The 2,166-nt window shown below is 60.6% G+C and carries 2 protein-coding genes; one reads left to right on the top strand and one right to left on the bottom strand.

The window, feature by feature from the left end; all coding sequences use genetic code 11:
• Window positions 1-125: 125 nt before the first annotated feature.
• Window positions 126-446 (top strand): hypothetical protein, encoded by a 321-nt coding sequence (locus ABIE33_RS36175; RefSeq protein WP_429133953.1) that lies wholly within the window; start codon window positions 126-128, stop codon window positions 444-446.
• 2 nt (window positions 447-448) lie between these two features.
• Here ABIE33_RS36175 and ABIE33_RS36170 read toward each other — a convergent pair whose 3' ends face one another.
• Window positions 449-2,116 (bottom strand): IS66 family transposase, encoded by a 1,668-nt coding sequence (locus ABIE33_RS36170; protein ID WP_429133951.1) that lies wholly within the window; start codon window positions 2,114-2,116, stop codon window positions 449-451.
• Window positions 2,117-2,166: the final 50 nt, after the last annotated feature.

Below are 2,166 nucleotides of genomic sequence, written 5' to 3'. Positions count from 1 at the left end.
GGTACGTGGGGCAAATCGGGTGGCAGGCCGGATTTTTCTTTGCCGGAGGATCTTGTGGGTTGCCGTGGAGCGCGATTGCATTGGCGCATTTTCGGGGCGACCATCGTCATGAACGGAGGCCCAGGATGCACGGGATCAACCTTGACACCTTGAGTGAAGCTGAGCTGATCGAATTGCACGATGCGGTCGTCGATCGGCTCCACTTTCTGCATCAGCAGAAGACGACGCATGCCTTGCTTGAATTGGCGATCGGCGAGCGCGTGATGTTCGAAGACAATAACGGCCAGACGCAGGCCGGAATCGTCATCCGTCGAAACCGCAAAACGGTCACGGTGCACGGCGACAACGCCCGGCAATGGAATGTCTCACCGCAATTGCTGCGAAAGGAAAAGCGACCTGATGAGGGCCAGAGCGGCAAGCTGGTGCCGTTTTCGAGAAAGACCTGACTTTAACTCGCCATCATGACGAGTTGCGACAAAGGTGGAATTGGCCGTCCTGAGCTACCCAACCCGAGGCGATCCCCCAGGAAATGATAGAAGGAGATGCCGAGCTTTTGGCAGGTCTTCATCAGCCCGAGCATGACGTCGCGGGCAATGCGGCCGTCGAGGCTTATGGTGCCGCCGGAGATCTTGCGCCTGGTGACGAAGGAACGAATATCGTTCTCCGACGCGTTGGTGTGCAGTGGAATATGCGGGTGCTCGAGAACTTTGAGCAGTTCAGCCTTTCGGCGATGGAGGCGCAAGAGCAACTTGTCGAGCTCGGTATAGCCGGTACGTCGGGCGAATATTTTGTCGAACCTGCGCCGAAACCCGGTGATCAACTGCGGTGAAGGCTGTTGTTTCCAGACCTTCAGCGCCTTGTAAAAGCGCCAGACGAGATCACGGATCGTCGTGACCAGCCGTTCCTGTTTCGGTGTCGCCGGCATCAGTTTCTGCATCAAGCGTTCTGCATGGATCCAGCACAAGGCGTGGTTGGCGACACGGAACTGTCCCGCATCGTCCGAAACGATCACCGTGTTGCCGAGCAGGCCGTGATGGCGGATGGCGCCCCAGATCGCCGCCTCCGCAACAGGACGCAAAAGCTGTCGGTCGAGGATATCGATGCCCTTGCCGGCCAAGTGCTCGAGGAACGCTATCTGATCGGTGAATACTGCAGGGGGATTGGTCTTGAGCCTGGCCATGATCGAGTGCTCGACGCCCTGCGCCTTCAGCCAGTTCATCGCCTCGTCATTGAGAACATAGTCCTGATGGCCCGCCCGCAGGACGGACAGGAAATTGAGCCGCGATTTCGACAGGCTGGTGCGGAAGGTGGAAAAGCGCTCGCCGCCAATCTGGGTGGTGAAGGCATTGCGCCGATTGTGCCGCGCACCGGTATCGTCGACCGTGATGAACGGCGCCGACACGAGCCCGGCATGCAGAACCGCATTGTCTTCCTCGACGAACGGATCGAGGCCGGTTGTGAGCAGCCGGACAACCTGCCGCTTGGAGATCTCAACGCCGATGCTGTTGAGGATCGCGGTCAGGCGCGGGGTCGTGACCTGCCCCTGGGCATGCAGCGCCAGACAGGCGCGGCGCAGGTTCCGGCCAAAGCCGCTGGAGACCCCTTCCGGCAACGGCGCGATGATCACCTTGCCCTCTGGCGTCAGCCAACGCTCGCGGCGGTAGTTCACAAGTTCTGCCGCCAGCACCAGGTCGCGCACGAAGAAGCTCTTGTAGCCTTTGAACCGAGAGCCTTCAGGCGCGTCTGCCCTCAGTGTCACGGTGCGGGTGATCCGGTTGCTGTCACGCTTGGGGCCGCGTGGCGATTTGCCAGCCGCACGATCACCGTTACCGGGTTCTGTCGCCTTCTCCATGCCGGACGGTCGAAACGGCGGACGCGGCGGCAGGTGCTTCAGGCGGGCAATCTCGTCGCGCAACTGTTGGTTCTCAGCCTTGAGGCGAGCATTTTCGAGCCGAAGCTGGGCATTGTCTTCCCGCAAGGCTTCGTTCTCGGATCGCAGTGTTGCGACCTCGGTCTTGAGCGCGTGCAGTTCCTCGACAAGGCCACCGACGAGCCGGCGCATCGCCACAAGCGACAGCGTCTCAACATGATCGACCGAGGGCAGCCGCTTCTTCATGGCTGGAGGGAATCATGATTTGCCCAATCGGCGGAATCGGGGCCGGCGCT

Source organism: Ensifer sp. 4252 (genome assembly GCF_050434565.1).
GTDB lineage: Bacteria > Pseudomonadota > Alphaproteobacteria > Rhizobiales > Rhizobiaceae > Ensifer.
Note: the sequence above shows the minus strand (reverse complement) of the source record. Positions and strands in the feature narration are given on the sequence as shown.